The sequence below is a fragment of the Methylobacterium hispanicum genome (assembly GCF_022179285.1).
In the GTDB taxonomy this organism is placed as follows: Bacteria; Pseudomonadota; Alphaproteobacteria; order Rhizobiales; family Beijerinckiaceae; genus Methylobacterium; species Methylobacterium hispanicum.
In genome coordinates, this window is the sequence record NZ_BPQO01000004.1 from 140077 (window position 1) to 156563 (window position 16487).

Annotated in this window: 7 protein-coding genes; 2 read left to right on the forward strand and 5 right to left on the reverse strand. The window is 69.8% G+C overall.

Features of this window, described 5'->3' with window-relative positions:
* Positions 1 to 41: 41 nt before the first annotated feature.
* The 5 genes from MFF56_RS32085 to MFF56_RS06265 form a co-directional block, all read right to left on the reverse strand.
* Positions 42 to 2981 carry an ATP-binding protein gene (locus MFF56_RS32085; protein ID WP_283207410.1) on the reverse strand — a complete coding sequence of 980 codons (2940 nt, stop codon included), beginning with the start codon at positions 2979 to 2981 and terminating at the stop codon, positions 42 to 44.
* Between the two features lies 1 nt (position 2982).
* On the reverse strand, positions 2983 to 6657 hold the full coding sequence (locus tag MFF56_RS06250; RefSeq protein ID WP_238229746.1) for a PAS-domain containing protein: 3675 nt from the start codon (positions 6655 to 6657) through the stop codon (positions 2983 to 2985).
* 13 nt (positions 6658 to 6670) lie between these two features.
* On the reverse strand, positions 6671 to 7414 hold the full coding sequence (locus MFF56_RS06255) for a response regulator (protein WP_238229747.1): 744 nt from the start codon (positions 7412 to 7414) through the stop codon (positions 6671 to 6673).
* A gap of 217 nt (positions 7415 to 7631) precedes the next feature.
* Positions 7632 to 7859: a hypothetical protein gene (locus MFF56_RS06260; RefSeq protein ID WP_238229748.1), complete on the reverse strand. Its 228-nt coding sequence runs from the start codon at positions 7857 to 7859 to the stop codon at positions 7632 to 7634.
* 41 nt (positions 7860 to 7900) lie between these two features.
* Positions 7901 to 8764: a DNA/RNA non-specific endonuclease gene (locus MFF56_RS06265; protein WP_238229749.1), complete on the reverse strand. Its 864-nt coding sequence runs from the start codon at positions 8762 to 8764 to the stop codon at positions 7901 to 7903.
* 111 nt (positions 8765 to 8875) lie between these two features.
* Between MFF56_RS06265 and MFF56_RS06270 the strand changes: the two genes are divergently transcribed.
* Entirely contained in the window at positions 8876 to 9253 is a 378-nt protein-coding gene (locus MFF56_RS06270; RefSeq protein WP_238229750.1) for a hypothetical protein, read from the forward strand.
* Positions 9254 to 9426: 173 nt separating this feature from the next.
* Positions 9427 to 16434, forward strand: a complete 7008-nt coding sequence (locus MFF56_RS06275) for an Ig domain-containing protein (protein WP_238229751.1) — start codon at positions 9427 to 9429, stop codon at positions 16432 to 16434.
* Positions 16435 to 16487: the final 53 nt, after the last annotated feature.

Sequence of the window (16487 nt, forward strand, 5' to 3'; positions counted from 1 at the left end):
GTCCGGATCGCCCGCGCCGGCCGGTCCCGAGCCGGGCGTCCTCAGGCAGCGCCCGCCAGGGCGGATGCCTTCAGGACCTCGGCCGACTGGAGCGCAGCCGCGAGCATCGCCGCCAGGACCTCCGCCGTGTCGTCCCCCGCCTCGGCGCTCGCCCTGAGAACGTCGCAGAGGGCGACGATCCTGAGCAGGCCCAGGTTGGCGGCCGAGCCGCGCAGGTTGTGCACCGACCTCGTCATCGCCTCGCCGCCGCCCCTCATCTCCGTCGGCAGCGCTTCCGCCTCGACGACGAACTCCTCCGCGAGGCGGACCAGAATCTGTGGCCCGAGCTGGTCCAGGAGCTCGGAGACGCGGGTCTCGTCGACCAGCGGGCCGTCCGCTCGGGTTTGCGGCCGTACCGCCGACGTCGCCTCGCCGGAGAGCGCCGCCTTGAGGCGCGCGATGTCGAACGGCTTGGACACGAAGCCCTGCATTCCGGCCGACAGGCAGCGCTCGCGCGCCCTGAGGGATGCATCGGCAGTGGTCGCGATGATCGGCACGGCAAGGTTCTCGCCCGCGATCTGGCGGATCGCGCGGGCGGTTTCGTAGCCGTCCATCAGCGGCATGTTGAGGTCCATCAGGACCAGGTCGAAGCGCCCCTCGCGGACCCGTTCGATGGCCTCGGCCCCGCCCGACGCAAGAACGACGTCGTGGCCGAGTTTGGTCAGCAGAGCGTGGGCGACCTCCTGGTTGATGCCGTTGTCCTCGACGACGAGGATCCGCCTTCCCGCAGGCAGCACGTCCTCGTCCCGTACAGCCGTGGGATCGCACGCCGAAGGTTCGACATGCGGGATCTCGAACCAGAACGTACTGCCCTCTCCGGGCTGCGAGACCACTCCGATCTCGCCGCCGAACGCCTCGACGATCCGGCGTACGATGGCGAGGCCCAGGCCGGTCCCGCCGAACCGCCGCGAGACCGAAGGATCGGTCTGTTCGAATTGGCGGAACAGGCGATGTCGCGCCTCCTCGGGGATGCCGATCCCCGTATCCGACACGCTGTAGCGCAGGCGCGGGCCGTGCGGTCCCTGCACCAAGCTCGCCTCGATCGAGATCCACCCCTCGTCCGTGAACTTGATGGCGTTGCCGACGAGGTTCCACAGGACCTGGCGGAGGCGGTTCGGATCGCCGCAGGACCGTTCGGGAAACCCGTCACCTTCCGCATACATGACGGAGAGGCCCTTCTCGGCCGCCTTCACCTCGAGAATGTCGGCGACCGAGCGTGCGACTTCGCCGGTCTCGAACGGGATGTGCTCCAGGTCGACGCGGCCGGCTTCCAGCTTCGAGAAGTCCAGGACGTCGTCGACGATCGACAGAAGGGCGTCGCCGCAGCGCCGGATCGTACCGACGTAGTGGCGCTGACGATCGTCGAGGTGGCTGTCGGAAAGTAGATTGGCCATGCCCAGGACGCCGTTGAGCGGCGTGCGGATCTCGTGGCTCATGGTCGCCACGAACTCGGTCTTGGCGCGGTTGCCGGCCTCCGCGGCTTCCTTGGCCGCCTCAAGCGCCCGTGCCGTGCGCTCCCGCTCCGTCACGTCGGTGAAGGTCCGGGTGGTGCCTCCGTCCTTCGACGGGTAGGTTCTGATCTCCAGGACGCAACCGTCGGCGCGCTGCCGCGTGAGGACGGGCAGAGAATGTTTGAGGCCCAGTCCGCCGTACTGCTCGTCTATCAGATGCTGCACGGGCGTACCGGGAGGGAACTCCTCGAAATGGCCCTGCTCGATCTGCCATTCCAGGATCCGGGTCAGAGGCCACTGCTCGGTCTCCGCGATGCGGGGAATGGCGAGAAGCTCGTAGCCGCGCCTGTTGAGCAGCTTGAGCCGATCGTCGGGACCAAACAGGGCGATTCCTTCCGCGACCGAGTCGAGCGTCGTGGTCAAAGCCATGCCCTGCTCGCGCAGATGTCCTTCGCTGTCGGCCAGCGCCCTGGCGAACCTCTCCATCTTCTTCTCGCGGAAGAAGAAGTTCAGAGGGAAGGCGGCCGCTCCGAGAGAGAAGAAAAAGGCCCAGACGTAGTAGTTGCGTCGGGCGGCGGCGTAGTCGGCCGACGTCTCGTCCATGGCGAGGCCGACCGTCGCCACGAGGGGAGCGTTCGGCACCTCGTGGACGCAGACGATGCGTGGGATCCCGTCGAGGCTGCTACGTCCGATCGCGCAACGCCCGGCTGCGGCCGGGAGGGTGCGCCTGGAAGCGAGCCACGTCTCGGCGGGCAGGTTCTGCGACAGGCGCGGAGAAGGAAGGCGTGCGGCGAGGCTGCCGTCCGCCGTGGAGATCGAGACGACTCCCTTGATCCCGACGTCGATCCGGCTTCCGTGCCCCAGGAACGTGTCCGCATCGACCGCCGTGACGACGATGCCGCGGTCCTGGTTTCCCTGGCCGCCTACCGGGCGCGCGATGCGTACGATGTCCCGGCCGGTGGCGCGGTCCACGGAGCGCCGGTTTACGACGAGCTCGCGCGCATCCCGCGTCGTCGTCGCCCGGAGGAGTTCCAGCTCCTCGGGGGTCGGTCGGCGAGGACCCTGTCCGGCGACTGATCGGGCGGTCTCGCCCGAGGCGTCGACGACGACGATGTCGCCGATGCGTTCCATCGCGGCTGGATTCGCGAGCGACCAAGCGCCGAGATCGATCCGCGGGTCCTCGCGCAGCCGGGACGCGACCTCCTGGAGGATGCGGTCGACGAGCTCGACCCTGAGCGCGACCTGCTGAGCGAAGGCGAGGGAGAGATTGTCCGCGGACTTCTGGGCGTTCTCGATGCTGCGCGTGTAGTCTCGCGTCGACACGTAGCCGACCCAGGTCCAGGCGAGGCCGATCACCAGACCCGCGAACCCCGCGAACAGCTTCCACGTCGGCAGCAGGCGTCCGGAGCGGATACTCTCGAATTCGGCGCGTGCCGTCCGGGTCAGCGGATCCGCGGGAGGCGCCGCCGCGGCCGAATCGGGAGAGGCCATCTTAGGCGACCCTTTCCCGCGGGGCGTCCCGGTAGATCGTCCTCAGGCATTGCAGGGCGACGTCGAGGGCGTCGGGAAGGTCGCCGGTCCCGACCCGTCTTCCTTCCGCCGCGTCGGTCTCCATCCGGTCCAGCATGGCGACGACGTTCAGCATGCCGAGCGTCTTCGCCGCTCCCTTCAGGTTGTGCAGGAGCCTGACGGCGTCCTCGCCCGCAAGACCTTCGGCCAGTCTTCGGGTGCAGGCGGTCCCCTCCGACTCGAACTCGTCCGCGAGTTCGAGGAGCGTGCCGGTGCCGATGGCGGATCGAAGCTCGTCGGTCCGCGCGCGGTCGATCTTGACGGGTTCGCGACGGGCGATGCGTCTGCGCCACGCGACCGAGGAAATGACCCCGAGCAGGCCGTCCGCCGAGAACGGCTTCGTGAGGAACGCGTCCATGCCGGCGTCGAGACAGATGGCCTTAGTCGTCTCCGAGGCGTCGGCGGTTATCGCGACGATCGGCAGCTGCGCGGTTCGGCCCTGGGAACGCCGGATGGCTCTGGCGACGTCCGGACCGTCCATGACCGGCAACTGCACGTCCATCAGGACCACGTCGGGGTGGACCGTCCGTGCCAACTCGAGTGCGGAGCGGCCGTCCTGCGCGATCTGCACGGCGTGGCCGGCGGCCTCAAGGAATGCCGTGGCGACGTCGAGGTTGATCTTGTTGTCCTCCACCAGAAGGATCCGCAGCGGTACGTTGCGCTCCCTATGGGTCGCTCCGTCGTGACCGATCTCGGCGGAGCGGGTGGGCACGCACGGGATCTCGAACCAGAAGACGTTCGTCCCTGCGGACGTGATCACGTACCCGATCGAACCGCCGAGGCCCTCGACGATACGCTTCGAGATGGCGAGACCAAGGCCGGTTCCTCCCTGCCCGGCGATGAAGCCGTTGTCGAGCTGGGAGAACTCGCAGAAGAGGAGCGGGGTCTTCTCCGGGGCGATAGTCCTCCCGGTATCCTCGACGTCCCAGCGGAGCATGCTGCGGGAGCCGCGATCCACCAAGCTGAGGCGGATGACCACGTCTCCGCCCGCACCCGTGAACTTGACCGCGTTGCCGACGAGATTGAGCAGAACCTGCCTCACGCGGGAGCCGTCGGTCAGGACCCGGGGCGGAACGTCGGGGTGGACGTCGAGAATCACCGAGACCCTGCGGCCGGCCGCGGTGGCGCCCACGATGTCCAGGACGCTTTTTGCGCCGCTCTCCACGTCGAAGGGACGCTGGACGAACTCTGTGCGTCCCGCCTCGAGTTTGGAGAAGTCGAGGATGTCCGAGACGATCGAGAGGAGCGCGTCGCCGCACTCCCGGATTGTGGCGAGGCACTCGCGCTGGCGGTCGTCGAGATCCGTGCGGGAAAGGACCTCGGCCATGCCGATCACGCCGTTGAGCGGGGTGCGGATCTCGTGGCTCATCGTCGCGACGAAGGTGGACTTCGCGCGGTTGCCCGCTTCCGCCGCCTCCTTGGCTGCCTCCAGCGCGCTTTCCGCAGCGCGCTGGCGGGTGACGTCGCGGGCCGTCAGGACGATCCCGCCGCCCGAGAGCGGGCGGGTGACGGTCTCGATCTCGCGGCCGTCGGGACCGCGCGAAACGCGCACCGGCGGCGGGAGGTCGGCGGGCCAGTTCGCGATGAGGCGCCCGTACGACTCGATCTTCCCGTGGACGTCGGACGTCTGGCCATCGTAGCCTGCGGCGAACCTCTCGCGGACCGCGTCGCCGAAGTGCCTGCCGGGCGCGAGGGTCTCGGGCAGGACGCCCATCAACTCGGGGAGGCGTCTGTTCGCGACCGCAACGCGGCCGTCGGACGCCACGGTGAGGATGCCTTGGTCAATGGCGTCGAGCGTTATCTCCAGGGCGGCGGACTTCTCCTTCAGCACGGCCTCCGAGGCTTCGAGGGCCGCGGCGTTGCGGTGGGCCGTGGTCACATCCGTGGTGACCATGACCCAGCCTCCGTCGCCGAGGGGATTGGTCCGGATCTCCAGAACGAGGTCGCGTCCGAGATCGTGGCGCCGCACGCCGGCGCTGATCTGCCTCCCGCCAAGGAAGCGGTCGAGGATCGCCTCCGTGCGGGACCGCGAGGTGTCGCCTGCGGTGTCCTCCAGCGTCATGGCGACGAAATCGGCGATGCGCAGGCCGACGACCGACTCGGGCGGCACCCGGGCCAGAGCCGCGGCCTTGCCGTTGACGAGGCGGAGCCGATGGTCCCGATCGAACACGAGGATGCCCTCGCCCGTGTTCTCCAGGACCGTCTCCAGGAAGAGAGTCTTCTCCTCCAGGGCCGCCTTGGCCTTCAGGCTGTCCGTCACGTCGCTGTAGACACGGACCGTGCGGCCGCGGGGGGCCGAGATGGTCTTGACCTCGAGGCAGGTGCCGTCCGCCATCCGCATGATGCAGGTGAGCGGCGCCGCGCCCGGCGTTCCGCATTGCGCCAGCATCCGCGCGTAGAGGGTCTCGGCGTCCTCGTCCTCCGCGAAGGCGCCCGCGGCGATCTGGGCCTGCAGGATCTCCTCGATCGTCTGTCCTGTAGCGCTTCCGGGCGTCGCGTAGCCGAGCCAGCCGGCTGCCAGCCGGTTGGCGTGGACGAGCCTGCCGTCGACGTCGAAGAGAGCCACGCCCTGTCCCACGCCCTCCAGGGTGGCCTCCAGGAGCTCGGACTTGGCCTGGAGCTCGACGTTGCCGCGCTCGACGGCTTCCGCGGCAGCGACCCGGCGCCGGTTGTCGCGGGCGATCAGCAGCGCCGCCGCGACGATGGCGGCGCTGAGGACGATCGCGCCGATGAGATAGTTCCCCCGGGTGGAGGAGGATTGCGCCAGGACGTCGTCGACGCCCATGCCCACGCCGACGACGAGAGGCATCCCGTTCACCGCCGAGAAGCAGAAATGACGGCGGACCCCGTCGACCTTGCTGTCGATCGTCCTGCAGCTCGACTCGGCCGGCCCTTCCGTCAGGTAGGTGCTGACCGAGACGCCGATGCCCGTATGGGGGGTTCGGGCCAGGATCCGGCCCTCGGTGCCGGTGACCATCGCGCTTCCGCGCGGTCCCAGGTCCACGGTCCCGAACACCTTGGTCAGGGTCTCCGGCAGGAGGGACGCCGTGACCATTCCTCCGAACGATCCGTCCGGGTTGCGGACGGGTCGCGAGAGCTTGACCACGTTCCTGCCCGTGATGCGCCCGTACTCCGGCTGGCTGACGATGATCCGATCCGTGGGGTCGGCCTTGAACGCTTCGTAATGAGGCGTTCCGCGGAGATCGAAGCCGAACGGCCCCTTGCCGCTCGTCGCCTGCATGACCCGGCCGTCGGTATCCACGATGATGATGTTGGACACCTCGCCCGACGTGGGATCGAAGTCGCTGCTCCGCGCCCAGGCGGCGAGATCGAAGCCCGGCTGCCGGTCCATCCACCGCACGCGCTGAATGAACTGGTCCGCGCCTCCGAACGAGCGCGATATCGAATCGGCGTAGAAGCGGCTGAGGTTCGTTGCTTGGCTGAGGGCGGTGTCCGTATCGTTCTCGATCTCGCGGTCGGAGATCCAGGCCAGCGCGGCCCAGACCACGATGAGCGTGCCCGCCGCGAACGCGAGGATGCCTTTGCCGTAGGTGAGAAGGCCGCGGCCTCGACCGGCCTTCGCGGCCTTCGTCTCCATCGCTCCGGCCGCCCTATAGATCTCTGCTGGACGCCGACGAATCGTAGATCTGCTCGATGAGGTCCCAGGTCCTGAGGAACGTGTCCACGGCGCTCCGGTCGAGTCGCTCTCCGGCCTCTGCCACCACCCGCGCGCGGGCCTCGTCCAGCGTCATGGCGCCCCGCCCCTGGGAGCCGGAGGCCAAGGCGTCGAAGGTCGTCGCCACCTGCAGGATGCGACGGCTGAGGTCCGGAATGCCGAGATCCTGGAGCATCACGGCGGCGTAGGCCGCGACGCGCCGCTCGGACGGGTCCCGCATGGCGGACTGGTTGCTTCGGCGCCCCTGTTCGGAGAAGGCCTCCGCGAGGAGTTCCGCGAGCCCGGCCATCCCGCTGCGCGGGCTGCTGGCTTGGCGGAGCGTCATCAGATTGCGGACGCGCGCCTTGAACTCGATCATGTCGACCGGCTTGGCGATGAAGTCCGTGGCACCCGCATCGAGCGCCTCCCTGCGGACCTCCTTCCGCTCGCTTGAGGTCGCCATGACGATGGGGAGGGTGTCGAGGGCCGGTATGGACCTCGCCTTCCGGATGAAGTCGATCCCGCTCATGCGTTCCATCATCTGGTCGACGATGACGATGTCCGGCGGATCGGCGCAGAGCTTCTCCAGAGCCTCGACCGGATTGTCGAACTCCTCGACTCTCGCGCCCTCGATCCGCGCGATGACCGTGGACAGCGTGAGGCGGTTGACTCTCGAGTCGTCTATGACGAACGCGCGCATGGGGATCCGCGGACAGAGCTGACGGCGGAGGCGCTCTTGTGACGGGCGCTCCATCGTTGGCTGTTATCCGAACGGCGCATGCCGTGGAACCCCGAAGGTGACGCAACGCGGGCACATCGGAAGTCGGACTTAACGATACCTTCCGGCGTCGGCGCCTGCGGGAAGGACATGTGACTTCCATGCACTGCCGCGTGGGCGCCCGGAAGGAGCGATGCTCCTAGCCGAAGGGATTCGCGACGCTCGTCGCGCCGTCCCCGCGACCATCGCCGTCCGGGAGGGCCTGCGCGGCCGGCCCCGCTTCGTCGAGTGCCGCGACGGCCCTGCGCAGCACGTCGACGACGGCTGCGAGCGCCGCGCGGCCGGCGGCGTCGCGCGTGAAGACGCCGTTCCCGTAGACCGCGAGAGCGTCGGTCCCGTTCTCGAACGTCAGGCCGTGGAGTTCCAACGACGTCTCGCCGTCGGCGAAAGACGTGAACCTGCGCTCGTCTACCATGACCGGATCACCTTTCTGGCCAGCCATTCGGCCGTTCTCCCGAGGATGCTCTCCCCGTTCCTCTGGGCGACGCCTCGGTCGAAGCCGTGGGACGTGGGGTCGGGAAGCTTCATGGCCGCGTTCTTCGCCGACGCCGGCAGGGCGGGGAAGACGTCGATGCCGGAAAGAGCGGCGAGTTCGGTGATGGCGACGCCCTTCCAGTCCGTCCCGGCCGCGTTCGCGACGAGATAGGCGCCCGAGCGCCCCGTGCGCGGATCGTACACGGCCTTGAAGACGTGGGTGGGGACGAGCACGCGGCCCCGGAGCGCCTTGACCTCGCTGCCGCGATAGATCGGTCCGGTGACGACGTAGAGCTCGCCGTTGCGCGACGCCATGTTCCGGACGGCGCTCTCGATGCCTTCCCACAAGCCGCGGTTCAGGCTGGGATCCTGCGGGATCATGTTGGCGAGGCTGAAGCTTTCCTCCTGGGCGGCAGGGTCGGGCATGTCCCCGCTCGGAGCGAGGTGTCCGCGGTCGTAGCCGGACCTCGCGTAGTCGGCGAGTTCCGATCTGTCGGCAGCGGGCAGCCGAGGATCCGCATGGAAGGTGTTGACGCGGCTCGTCTCGCGGGCCCGCCGCACGCCTTCCCGGGTCAGATGCTCGGCGGACCAGAGGGAGGTTCTGACCGCCCCCGAATGGAGGATCGCGAATGCGGAGAAGCAGAGCGGCTGCGTACGCGGAAGCAGTTTCGGGTTGACGACGTCCGGTGCGGCGCCGCCGACGAATTTGTCCGGGCAATCGGTCGGCGCAGCCGAGGCCGGCGGCACGGCCGCCGCCGCGAGAGCGAGGCTCAGAGCGGAGAGTGCGAGGCGTATCATCGGGTGTTCCTTGCGCTCCCAAGGGTCGGAGCGGTCGGCGAAAAGGTCAATCGAGCCTTGTGGGCATGCTCGCGCCGTTCCATTGTTCCTTCGTTCATCCGAGGGTTCCCCATGTCGCGACGATCGTTCCTTCGCTCCGCTCTCTTCGCCATGGCGGCGGCGGCCGCCGCTCCAGCCTTCGCCGGCTCCCTCTACTTCATGCGCGGCGTGCCGAGCTTCGGCTCGAACCTCCAGGTCGGGGGACACGCCACCGCCTCCATCGAGGTCGGCGGCGGCGACGACGTCCAGGTCGAGTTCCTCAATGCGCCGGCGTGGCTGACCGTGGCCGAGGTCGGCCAGATCGCTCCGGGCGTGTCGCGGGCCATCCTTCGTGCCGAACCCGATGCGTTCGGGATCTTCGACGGCGTGATGATCCGGGTCGTTGACGCGAAGGGGCGGAGCGCCACCTCCATTCCTTTCCGGGTTCAGGTTCTCCCGCCGTCCCGCTGACGTCCTCCCCGGCCGGGTCCGGAAGGAACGACCTTGTACCGCACGGCCAAGCTTTCTAAGCTGGCGGCATGGCCTGGGGTACGTCCATGTTCCGTCGCGCGACCGCGTTCCTTCTCTGCGCTCTCGTCGCTCTGCCGCCGCAGCCCGCGGCCGCTGCGACGGCGGTATTCCGCGTGCCCACGCAGGCCGCGCAGTCGACCACGCCCGTCGCCATGTCGGCCAACGTTCCGCTCGGACGCGTGGACGACCCGTATCTCGCCAGCTTCCGCGGCACCGGCGGCGTCTCGCCCTACACCTACGAGCTGATCTCCGGCGGCGCCCCGACCGGCACCAAGTTCGATCCCGCCACCGGCGACATCGCCGGCACCCCTCCGGTCTCGGGATCCTACCCGAACGTCAAGGTACGGGTCACCGACCGGAACGGGGCCACCGCCACGTCGAACGCCTACACCATCACGATCTCCGGCCGGCCGCTCTCGATCACGCCCAACGTCCCCCTCTCGGCGACGATCGGACAGCCCTACGCCGCGACGGTCACGGCCAAGGGCGGCGCGAAGCCGGTCGTGTTCTCGATCTACAGCGGCTCCCTTCCCGACGGCGTGATCCTCGACACGGCTACCGGGGCGATCACCGGCACCCCGTCGGCGCGCGGCACGAGCACCTTCTCGATCCGCGCCGTGGACTCGACGAAGCCGACCGCCTACGTCGCCACCACGGCCACCCAGAGCATCAGCGTCGACTACGCGCCGCTCGCGACGACCTGCCCGCCCTGCGCCGGCGTCCGGACCGCCGTCGGCAACCCATACGACGCCACCTTCGCCGCCTCGGGCGGTCGGGGTCCGTACCTCCACTACGTCCAGCAGGGGGTGCTCCCGCCTGGGCTCGTGCTCGACCGCGACACCGGCCGCCTGACCGGCCGCCCGTCGACGGCGGGGGTCTATCCGAACCTCGTCGTCCAGGTCGTGGACCTGGACAACCGCTACGTCCTGACGCCGGCCTTCGAGATGACCGTACAGGCGACCGTCGCGGTGTCCGGCGCGCCGGCGTCCTGGGCGACCCTCGGGGAGCCCTACGCAGCATCGTTCGCCGCGGTCGGCGGGCGCGAGCCCTACGCCTGGACCGCAATCGGGAGCCTGCCCCCCGGACTCGCCATCGACGCCGCCTCCGGAGCGGTGGGCGGCACCCCGTCCCAGGTCGGTTCCTACGGTGGTCTGCAGGTCCGCGCCGTGGATGCCGACGGCCGCTCGGCGGTGTCCGATCCCTTCTCCGTTTCCGTGGCCTCGCCGCTCGTCGCCCTGGGCTCCGCGCCCGACGCCACGGTCGGGCAGGAGTACCGGGCGATGTTCTCGGCGACGGGCGGACGGGCTCCCTACGCGTTCTCTCTCGGGGCAGGCGATCTGCCGCCCGGCCTCTCGCTCGGAACCGGCGGCGCCATCGCCGGAACCCCCGTCCTGGCCGGCACCTTCGCAGGTCTCTCCATCAGGGCCACGGATGTGGACGGGCGCGTCGCCCATCGGGAGCCGGTCGCGATCGCCGTCTTCGACAAATTGGTCGTGAACGGCGACATGCCGTCTTCCGGCACGGTGGACGAGCCCTATGCAGCTTCCTTCGCGGCGACGGGCGGGCGCAGTCCCTTCGCCTGGAGCGTCTCCGGACGCCTGCCGGCCGGTCTCTCGATCTCGCCCTCGACCGGGGCGATCTCGGGTAGCCCAGGGGCGGCGGGAACCTCGTCCGGCCTCTCGGTCGTCGCCCGCGACCTCGATGGCCGGACCGCCGCGGCAGGCCCGTTCACGCTCGCGATCGCCTCGCCCGTCCGGGTATCCGGCGAGCCGCAGGCCTTCGCCACCCTCGGGCAAACCTACTCGGCGTCGTTCTCGGCCGAGGGCGGCGCCGCGCCCTACGCGTGGACCGTCGCGGACGGAGCCCTGCCGGACGGGCTCTCCATGACCGAGGAGGGCGCGGTTTCCGGGACACCGTCCTCGACCGGCACCTTCGACGGCCTGCGGGTCCGGGCAAGGGACGCGGCCGGCCGGACCGGCCTGTCCGGGATCTTCTCCATCAAGGTCGGGCGTGAACTGCACGTCTCCGGCATTCCCGTCCTGACCGCTACGGTCGGCAAAGCCTACGCCTCGACCTTCACGGCCTCCGGGGGCCGCGCGCCCTACGTCTTCGGACCGGGCGTCGGCACTTTGCCCGCAGGCCTGTCGATCGGCGCCGACGGCGTGCTGTCGGGAACGCCGTCGGCCGTCGAGACACGCGCGGGGATCCAGGTCCGCGCCGTCGATGGGGACGGACGCACGGCCTACTCGGAACCGTTCCGGATCGCCGTATCCGATCCCCTGACCATCTCCGGCCTCCCGCCGGAGCGCGTCACGGTCGGCGACGCCTATGCCTTCGAGTTCCGGTCGGACGGCGGCAGCCGGCCTCACCGCTTCGCCGTTGCGGGAGGCGCGCTGCCTGCCGGGATCTCGCTGTCGGATTCGGGACGTCTGGCGGGTGTCCCGTCGAGCCCCGGCACGACGACCGGCCTGACGGTCGAGGCGGTTGATGCGGATGGGCGGACGGCCAGGTCGCCAGCCTTTTCGGTAACCGTCCATGACCCGCTCGGCATCTCGGGCAAGCCGGCCACGGCCGCGGTCGTCGGGGAAGCCTACGGTGCGCAGTTCGGAGCCGCTGGCGGCCGTGCCCCCTACGTCTTCTCGGTTTCCGCCACGCTGCCGGACGGCCTCGTCCTCGACCCCGCCTCCGGCCGCATCTCAGGCATTCCGACCGTCGCGGGCTCCTCCGGCGGCCTCGTGGTCTCGGTCCGCGACGCCGACGGCCGCACGGCCTCCGCGGATCCGTTCGTCCTCACAGTGACCGGCGGTCTCGCGGTGGTCGGCGCCCCCGCACCGTCCGTGGTCGTCGACGAGCCCTACGAGGCGGCGTTCTCGGCCTCCGGCGGAACCGGGCCGTACACCTTCGCGATCGTCGGAGGCGCCCTGCCGCCCGGCCTCACGCTCGCGACGAGCGGCGTGCTCGACGGTCGCCCGAGCTCGATCGGCAGCTACGCCTTCCGCATCCAGGCGACGGACGCCGCAGGCATCACGGCCCTCTCTCCGCAATACGGTCTCGCGGTTGTGTCCAGGCTGCGCCTCGTCGGCGACCTGCCGCGGAACTGGGATTTCGGGATCTTCAAGGAGTACGTGTTCGAGGCCGCCGGCGGCCGCGGCCCCTACGCCTTCTCCGCGAGCGCGACCAAGCCCCTCCCGGGCGGGATCGCGATCGACGCGGCGACGGGCAGGATTTCGGGCACGCCCTCCGAGCGCGGCGACTTCGACGGGCGCACCATCGTCGTCACCGACGCGGACGGGCGCGTCGCCGCCGGCGACTGGACCATCAGCGTCTGGGATCCGATCAAGGCCTGGATCGAGACCATCCCGTCCGGGACGGTCGGATCCCCGTTCGAGGTCGCCCTGCGCTGCTCGGGCCCGCAATGGGGCTGCGGCTTCGGCAGCAAGTGGGTCATGGACAAGCTGCCGCCCGGCCTGCGCATCGTCTCCTCAAGCAGCGTCGACCGATTCTCCGGGGCGATCTCCGGCATCCCGACCCTGTCCGGCGTCTACGGCGGCATCGTCGTCACGGCGACCGATTCCAACGGCCGCAGCGCGGACATCGACGAGATCGCCATCGACATCAGGGACGGGGTCTCGGTCGAGGCCGCCTGGGTCGGCGACGGCGTGGTCGGCCAAGCCTACTCCTCACAACTGCGGGCCGGCGGAGGCCGCTCGCCTCTCGTGTTCTCGCTCGCCAGCGGCGCGCTTCCGGCCGGCATCTCGCTCGACCCTGCGAGCGGCAGGATCTCGGGCAGTCCGACCGAGGCCGTCTCGCTCTCGGGCATCTCGTTCTCGGCGACCGATCCCGAAGGGCGCACGGGCGTTAGCCCGATCTTCACGCTGACGACCTATCAACCGCTGACGATCACCGGATCGCCGGCGACCACCGCGTCGGTCGGGTCGCCATACGCGGCGCGGTTCACGCCCTCGGGCGGACACCCGCCCTACTTCCATTCGCTGCTCGGCAGTCTGCCGGACGGCCTCGCGCTTTCATCGTCGACCGGAACGATTTCGGGCACGCCGACGGCGGCGACGACGGTGCGCAACATCTACGTCCTGGTCACCGACGTGGACGGGCGCCGCGCCTCCTCGTCGGCCTTCTCGATCGCGGTGGAGGGCCCGCTCGCCGTCTCCGGCATTCCCTCCACGTCGGGGCGGGTCGGGAGCCCCTATGCGGCGACATTCGCAGCGTCGGGCGGTGCCGGGCCCTACGTCTTCACGCTGACGTCGGGGACCCTGCCGTCGGGCCTGAGCCTCTCGCCCGACGGCCGCATCACGGGATCCCCCACGGCGCCGGGCATCTTCAGCTACGCGGTGACCGTGACCGACGCCGTGGGGGCCACGGCCACGACGGAGACGTTCACCCTCGACGTCCGCGACGGAGCGGAACCCCTCTCGATCGGCGTCTTCTCGACCATCGCGGGGACGGTCGGAGAGTCCTTCTACAGCCGCTACTTCGGCCTCGGCGGTACGCAGCCCTACGTCTACTCCATCAGCTCGGGGGGGCTGCCCGACGGCCTCATCCTGACCGGCCAGGGTACGGTGGCGGGCATTCCCACGACGGCCGGTTCCTTCACTTTCCGCGTCAAGGTCGCCGACGCCGGCGGGCAGTCCGCCGAGACCACGGATCAGACCATCAAGGTCGACGCGCCCCTGGAACTCACCGAGACCTGGATCGACGTCCAAGGCGTCGTGGGCGACAGCGGCGACCTTTCCTTGCCGGTCCGCGGCGGGACGCCGCCCTACACCCTCATCATGGTCGACGAGGGAAGCGTGATCCCGCCCGGCCTCGTCCTCGACGACGAGAACCTCCGCCTGACCGGTCGCTACGCCGCATCCAACGGCTGGTCCGTGCCGTGGAGCATGGGTTACGCGATCATCGACGCGGAAGGGCGCGGAACCCCGAAGGGCACGATCTCCTGGCAGATCGGTCCCGAGCTCAGGCTCTCGGGACCGCTCGATCCCGTCTACGTCAGGGGCGTGGCGGTCACCAACTACTGGTACAACGGCAACGCCAGCGTCGCCCCCGGCGGCAAGAGCCCGTGGGCGGTCACGTACGCGCCCGTCGGCAGCGACGCGCAGTTCCCGCCCGGGCTCCTCGATGGGCTGAAGGCCTCCAGCGAGTGCAGCGGCGGGTGGTGGGGCTGCCCTGTCGCCCCTGGCGAGTGGTGGTACGGCTGGCCGGGACATCCCGCCACCGCAACTCCCAGCGGCTACGGGGCCGTCTACTGGACGCCGACCACCGTCGGGACCTACGCCTCCGTCCGCACCTCCATCCGCGATGCGGACGGACGCGTGAAGGAGGTCGAGTCCGGCCCGATTTCCGTGGTCGATCCCTTTGAGTGGCAGTCGCTCCTGCCCGACGCCACGCGCGGGCAGCCCTACTCGGTCGACCTGCGCAAGTTGGGCGGCAAGGGGCCCTACGCCTTCAGGAAGCTCGCGGGCGTCCTGCCCGAGGGCTTGGTGCTCGACGCGGCGACGGGGCTCGTCTCGGGCAGAGCCACCGGCGCGGCGGGCACCTACGAGCAGCTGCAGTTCTCCGCGGACTGGGCCGGCGGCTGGTTCCGGGGGGCCGCCAGTCCCCTCTACTCGCTCAAGGTGGTCGATCCGGACAATCGACCGGCCGATCCGCTGACGGTGGCCGTCGTCGGCGGCAACCCGCCCACGCGCATCCTCAAAGGCGCCGCTGACGGCAGGTCGGACGATTACGACGAGGCGGTCATTCGCGTCTTCAAGGCCTCCGGGGGGACGCCGCCGTACGCGTTCTCGCTCTCGCCCGGCATCGGGAACATGCCCATGATCTGCGACCCGAAGCAGTGGTGGTGCTCGGACGCCCGAGCAGGCGATGCCGATCTGAAGCGGAGCGCTCTGACGGTCGACCAAAGCGGCCTCTTCAGTCGGCTTCAGGTCGGGTTCAACCCGATCGAGGAGCGGATGGTCTACAAGGCGGTACCGAGCGCCCTCGTCCGCAACATCCGCATCCGCGTGACCGACTCGTCGGGCGCCGTCGCCGACAGTGCGCCATTCGATCTGGACTTCCGCAAACCCGTGGGTCTGTCGGGCATCTTCCCGGCGAACCTGACCGTCGGAGACGCGGTCGACGTGCTCGCCACCGCCTTGGATGGATGGGAGCCCATCGGCCTGACGGCATCGAAGCTGCCGCCGGGGCTCTCCGTTTCGGTCTCCGGGCGCGGGGTCCGGATCTTCGGACAGGTCGCGACGGCCGGCCGATACGTCGACCAGTCCGTCTCGATCCGCGACGACTATCCTTCCACCGCGACGTGGCAGTTCTCGACGACGGTCCACAAGCCCGTGACCCCGCTCAGCCTGACATCGCCCGCCGACAAGACCGTCGACGTCGGCGACTACCTCGCGATGACCTGGACGCCCGCCGGCGGCTTCCCGCCCTACCGGGTCACTCTCGCTTCGGGAATGCTGCCGCCTGGGCTGCAGGTCGACTACCGGGGCATCGTCAGCGGGACGTCCGGCAGCGTCGGGACGTGGTCGGGCATCGTCATGCAGGTGCAGGATTCAAACGGCGCCACGGCCCAGGCCACGCCCGTCTCGATCACGGTGGAAAGCGCGAGAGCGCCGACCGGAGACGGGTTCTGCCGAGGCCCCTACTGCCAGATGAGGTTCACGGCCGGACCCTGGCCGACATGGGGACCAATCCCGGCGAACCAAGCTTCCAGGGCCGTGGCCGAGATCTTCAGGCTGTACGTCCAGCCCAACGGCACGATCGGCTGGCCCTGGGGGGCCGGTCCCGAAGAGCGTGTGGGTCCTGCCGTCGGCGATCCCTCGGAGGTGACCTTCGCCTTCGTGAACGCTCCGTCGTGGCTGAAGTGGCCTGGGCCCTCCGTCGTCTTCGGCTTCGACGACTTCATGAGCGAGTGGGCCGGCTACCAGTTCATCGGCTACTACGATCAACGCACCATGGAAGCCGTGCCTCCACCGGTCGGGAGCGTGAGCGACCAGCCAGGGATCGGCATCCCGAACGAGCCCGCGTCGGGTGGTGATCCGGGCGGCGGCGGATCGGACGGTGGCGGACCGGGCGGACCGATCATCATGCCCCCGATGCTGGAATGACCCGCCCCGGGCCGGCCTCGCCGCACGGTCCGCACGAACTCCTTGTCCAAGGC

What these genes read in the sequence shown, in the direction of transcription:
- MFF56_RS32085 (WP_283207410.1), bottom strand. Translation starts at nt 2,981, where the DNA reads ATGGCCTCTCCCGATTCGGCCGCGGCGGCGCCTCCCGCGGATCCGCTG.
- MFF56_RS06250 (WP_238229746.1), bottom strand. Translation starts at nt 6,657, where the DNA reads ATGGAGACGAAGGCCGCGAAGGCCGGTCGAGGCCGCGGCCTTCTCACC.
- MFF56_RS06255 (WP_238229747.1), bottom strand. Translation starts at nt 7,414, where the DNA reads ATGCGCGCGTTCGTCATAGACGACTCGAGAGTCAACCGCCTCACGCTG.
- MFF56_RS06265 (WP_238229749.1), bottom strand. Translation starts at nt 8,764, where the DNA reads ATGATACGCCTCGCACTCTCCGCTCTGAGCCTCGCTCTCGCGGCGGCG.
- MFF56_RS06270 (WP_238229750.1), top strand. Translation starts at nt 8,876, where the DNA reads ATGTCGCGACGATCGTTCCTTCGCTCCGCTCTCTTCGCCATGGCGGCG.